This window comes from Vibrio sp. V04_P4A5T148 (assembly GCF_963875605.1).
Lineage (GTDB): Bacteria > Pseudomonadota > Gammaproteobacteria > Enterobacterales > Vibrionaceae > Vibrio > Vibrio anguillarum.
Map to the genome: position 1 here is coordinate 1 of NZ_CAWNMS010000096.1, position 5,366 is coordinate 5,366.

The 5,366-nt window shown below is 50.4% G+C and carries 1 tRNA gene and 3 rRNA genes; all 4 read right to left on the minus strand.

The window, feature by feature from the left end:
* Positions 1 to 3: 3 nt before the first annotated feature.
* Positions 4 to 119 (minus strand): 5S ribosomal RNA (rrf, locus tag AACT18_RS17010).
* Between the two features lie 87 nt (positions 120 to 206).
* Positions 207 to 3,098: ribosomal RNA gene (locus tag AACT18_RS17015) — 23S ribosomal RNA — on the minus strand.
* Positions 3,099 to 3,445: 347 nt separating this feature from the next.
* Positions 3,446 to 3,522: transfer RNA gene (locus AACT18_RS17020), tRNA-Ile, on the minus strand.
* A 65-nt stretch (positions 3,523 to 3,587) separates the two neighbouring features.
* A 16S ribosomal RNA gene (locus tag AACT18_RS17025) occupies positions 3,588 to 5,132 on the minus strand.
* The 16S, 23S and 5S rRNA genes sit together here with 1 tRNA gene alongside, the layout of an rRNA operon.
* Positions 5,133 to 5,366 lie beyond the last annotated feature (234 nt).

A 5,366-nucleotide genomic window follows, 5' to 3' on the forward strand; every position in this document is an offset into this window, starting at 1 on the left:
AAAGCCTGGCGATGTCCTACTCTCACATGGGGAGACCCCACACTACCATCGGCGCTGTTGTGTTTCACTTCTGAGTTCGGCATGGAATCAGGTGGGTCCACAACGCTATGGTCGCCAAGCAAATTTCTTAATTCGGAAAGCTGTTTCGTTCTCATTCACACATTCAATGTTCTTCAATTGAGCCCACAAAACCCCTTCGGTGTTGTATGGTTAAGCCTCACGGGCAATTAGTATTGGTTAGCTCAACGCCTCGCAGCGCTTACACACCCAACCTATCAACGTTCTAGTCTCGAACAACCCTTTAGGACACTTAAAGTGCCAGGGAAGACTCATCTCAGGGCTCGCTTCGCGCTTAGATGCTTTCAGCGCTTATCAATTCCGAACTTAGCTACCGGGCAATGCCATTGGCATGACAACCCGAACACCAGCGGTTCGTCCACTCCGGTCCTCTCGTACTAGGAGCAGCCCCCTTCAATCTTCCAACGCCCACGGCAGATAGGGACCGAACTGTCTCACGACGTTCTAAACCCAGCTCGCGTACCACTTTAAATGGCGAACAGCCATACCCTTGGGACCGACTTCAGCCCCAGGATGTGATGAGCCGACATCGAGGTGCCAAACACCGCCGTCGATATGAACTCTTGGGCGGTATCAGCCTGTTATCCCCGGAGTACCTTTTATCCGTTGAGCGATGGCCCTTCCATTCAGAACCACCGGATCACTATGACCTACTTTCGTACCTGCTCGAACCGTCATTCTCGCAGTTAAGCGGGCTTATGCCATTGCACTAACCTCACGATGTCCAACCGTGATTAGCCCACCTTCGTGCTCCTCCGTTACTCTTTGGGAGGAGACCGCCCCAGTCAAACTACCCACCAGGCACTGTCCGCAACCCCGATGAGGGGCCTACGTTAGAACATCAAAACGACAAGGGTGGTATTTCAAGGTCGACTCCACGCAATCTAGCGACTGCGCTTCTAAGTCTCCCACCTATCCTACACATGTAGGTTCAATGTTCAGTGCCAAGCTGTAGTAAAGGTTCACGGGGTCTTTCCGTCTAGCCGCGGGTACACTGCATCTTCACAGCGATTTCAATTTCACTGAGTCTCGGGTGGAGACAGCGTGGCCATCATTACGCCATTCGTGCAGGTCGGAACTTACCCGACAAGGAATTTCGCTACCTTAGGACCGTTATAGTTACGGCCGCCGTTTACCGGGGCTTCGATCAAGAGCTTCGACCTAAGTCTAACCCCATCAATTAACCTTCCGGCACCGGGCAGGCGTCACACCGTATACGTCATCTTGCGATTTTGCACAGTGCTGTGTTTTTAATAAACAGTTGCAGCCACCTGGTATCTGCGACTCTCGTCAGCTCCATCCGCGAGGGACTTCACCAATAAGAGCGTACCTTCTCCCGAAGTTACGGTACCATTTTGCCTAGTTCCTTCACCCGAGTTCTCTCAAGCGCCTTGGTATTCTCTACCCGACCACCTGTGTCGGTTTGGGGTACGATTGCTTATAATCTGAAGCTTAGAGGCTTTTCCTGGAAGCAGGGCATCAATGACTTCACTGCCGTAGCAGCTCGACGTCGTGTCTCAGCCTAACAAGAAACCGGATTTACCTAGTCTCTTAGCCTACGCACTTGAACCAGGACAACCGTCGCCTGGCCCACCTAGCCTTCTCCGTCCCCCCATCGCAATTATAAGCAGTACGGGAATATTAACCCGTTTCCCATCGACTACGCTTTTCAGCCTCGCCTTAGGGGTCGACTTACCCTGCCCCGATTAACGTTGGACAGGAACCCTTGGTCTTCCGGCGGGGAGGTTTTTCACCCCCCTTATCGTTACTCATGTCAGCATTCGCACTTCTGATACCTCCAGCATGCTTTACAACACACCTTCAACGGCTTACAGAACGCTCCCCTACCCAATACAGTAAACTGTATTGCCGCAGCTTCGGTTTACTACTTAGCCCCGTTACATCTTCCGCGCAGGCCGACTCGACCAGTGAGCTATTACGCTTTCTTTAAATGATGGCTGCTTCTAAGCCAACATCCTGGCTGTCTGAGCCTTCCCACATCGTTTCCCACTTAGTAGTAATTTGGGACCTTAGCTGGCGGTCTGGGTTGTTTCCCTCTCCACGACGGACGTTAGCACCCGCCGTGTGTCTCCCGGATAGTACTTACTGGTATTCGGAGTTTGCAAAGGGTTGGTAAGTCGGGATGACCCCCTAGCCTTAACAGTGCTCTACCCCCAGTAGTATTCGTCCGAGGCGCTACCTAAATAGCTTTCGGGGAGAACCAGCTATCTCCGAGTTTGATTGGCCTTTCACCCCTAGCCACAAGTCATCCGCTAATTTTTCAACATTAGTCGGTTCGGTCCTCCAGTTGATGTTACTCAACCTTCAACCTGCCCATGGCTAGATCACCCGGTTTCGGGTCTATATCCAGAGACTAAATCGCCCAGTTAAGACTCGGTTTCCCTACGGCTCCCCTATTCGGTTAACCTTGCCACTGAATATAAGTCGCTGACCCATTATACAAAAGGTACGCAGTCACAGGACAAAGCCTGCTCCTACTGCTTGTACGTACACGGTTTCAGGTTCTATTTCACTCCCCTCACAGGGGTTCTTTTCGCCTTTCCCTCACGGTACTGGTTCACTATCGGTCAGTCAGTAGTATTTAGCCTTGGAGGATGGTCCCCCCATGTTCAGACAGGATAACACGTGTCCCGCCTTACTCGATTTCACTTATAATGATGGAACAGTTACGGGGCTATCACCCTTTATTGCGCCACTTTCCAGAGGCTTCACCTGCATCATTAAAAGCTTAAGGGCTAGTCCAATTTCGCTCGCCGCTACTTTCGGAATCTCTGTTGATTTCTTCTCCTCGGGGTACTTAGATGTTTCAGTTCCCCCGGTTTGCCTCCTTACCCTATGTATTCAGGTAAGGATACGTGCTTATGCACGTGGGTTTCCCCATTCGGAAATCGTAGACTCAAGTGGCTGTTACTGCCTAATCTACGCTTATCGCAAGTTACTACGTCCTTCATCGCCTCTGACTGCCAAGGCATCCACCGTGTACGCTTAGTCACTTAACCATACAACCCGAAGAAGTTTCGTGTTGTAGACAAGTCACCAAGGTTGTCTCTCATTATTTGAATGAGCGAGAGACGTTTGATTTTGCCGGACTCAATTTTGAAAACTTACCGTAGTAAGCTTTCCCAAGAACACTTGAATGTGTTTGGTATCAATACGTTAAACGTATTGATGTTGAGAACTTTTATTTGATAACAACAAACACGTTCGTTGTTATCAGTCAGCTTTCCAAATTGTTAAAGAGCACGATTTTCTAATGAAAACCATTTTTAAAAACACTATNCTCCCAGCTGAGCTATAACCCCATCAGGTGTGTGATACTGTGTGCCAATCTTCTGGGAGGAAGAATTGGTGGGTCTGAGTGGACTTGAACCACCGACCTCTCGCTTATCAGGCGAACGCTCTAACCACCTGAGCTACAGACCCAGCATCGTCTCTTAAACTGTATAAACCATCAATCTGTGTGGACACTCATCAGTGTAATCTTCGTATAAGGAGGTGATCCAGCGCCAGGTTCCCCTAGCGCTACCTTGTTACGACTTCACCCCAGTCATGAACCACAAAGTGGTGAGCGTCCTCCCCGAAAGGTTAAACTACCCACTTCTTTTGCAGCCCACTCCCATGGTGTGACGGGCGGTGTGTACAAGGCCCGGGAACGTATTCACCGTAGCATTCTGATCTACGATTACTAGCGATTCCGACTTCATGGAGTCGAGTTGCAGACTCCAATCCGGACTACGACGCACTTTTTGGGATTCGCTCACTATCGCTAGCTTGCTGCCCTCTGTATGCGCCATTGTAGCACGTGTGTAGCCCTACTCGTAAGGGCCATGATGACTTGACGTCGTCCCCACCTTCCTCCGGTTTATCACCGGCAGTCTCCCTGGAGTTCCCGACATGACTCGCTGGCAAACAAGGATAAGGGTTGCGCTCGTTGCGGGACTTAACCCAACATTTCACAACACGAGCTGACGACAGCCATGCAGCACCTGTCTCAGAGTTCCCGAAGGCACACCTGCGTCTCCGCTGGCTTCTCTGGATGTCAAGAGTAGGTAAGGTTCTTCGCGTTGCATCGAATTAAACCACATGCTCCACCGCTTGTGCGGGCCCCCGTCAATTCATTTGAGTTTTAATCTTGCGACCGTACTCCCCAGGCGGTCTACTTAACGCGTTAGCTCCGAAAGCCACGGCTCAAGGCCACAACCTCCAAGTAGACATCGTTTACGGCGTGGACTACCAGGGTATCTAATCCTGTTTGCTCCCCACGCTTTCGCATCTGAGTGTCAGTATCTGTCCAGGGGGCCGCCTTCGCCACCGGTATTCCTTCAGATCTCTACGCATTTCACCGCTACACCTGAAATTCTACCCCCCTCTACAGTACTCTAGTGAACCAGTTTCAAATGCGGTTCCGAGGTTGAGCCCCGGGCTTTCACATCTGACTTAATCCACCACCTGCATGCGCTTTACGCCCAGTAATTCCGATTAACGCTCGCACCCTCCGTATTACCGCGGCTGCTGGCACGGAGTTAGCCGGTGCTTCTTCTGTCGCTAACGTCAAATGATGCTGCTATTAACAACACCACCTTCCTCACGACTGAAAGTACTTTACAACCCGAAGGCCTTCTTCATACACGCGGCATGGCTGCATCAGGCTTGCGCCCATTGTGCAATATTCCCCACTGCTGCCTCCCGTAGGAGTCTGGACCGTGTCTCAGTTCCAGTGTGGCTGATCATCCTCTCAGACCAGCTAGGGATCGTCGCCTTGGTGAGCCATTACCTCACCAACTAGCTAATCCCACCTAGGCATATCCTGACGCGAGAGGCCCGAAGGTCCCCCTCTTTGGCCCGTAGGCATCATGCGGTATTAGCCATCGTTTCCAATGGTTATCCCCCACATCAGGGCAATTTCCTAGGCATTACTCACCCGTCCGCCGCTCGCCACCCAAGGAACAAGTTCCTCTGTGCTGCCGCTCGACTTGCATGTGTTAGGCCTGCCGCCAGCGTTCAATCTGAGCCATGATCAAACTCTTCAATTAAAGTTTTGTTGGTCCTAAGACCGGCTCAATGAATACTGACTTCAAAACTGCTCTTACTCGAAAGTAAAAAAGTAATTTTAAAGCTATTGTTGTTCCAACAGAACAACAATGAATTGACTGTGCCAAAATCAAGTAAACTTGATTCTGATTGGTCACTCAGTTCATTGATAAATCTTTTTTGATTATCATCAACGAGTGCCCACACAGATTGATAGGTTTATATTGTTAAAGAGC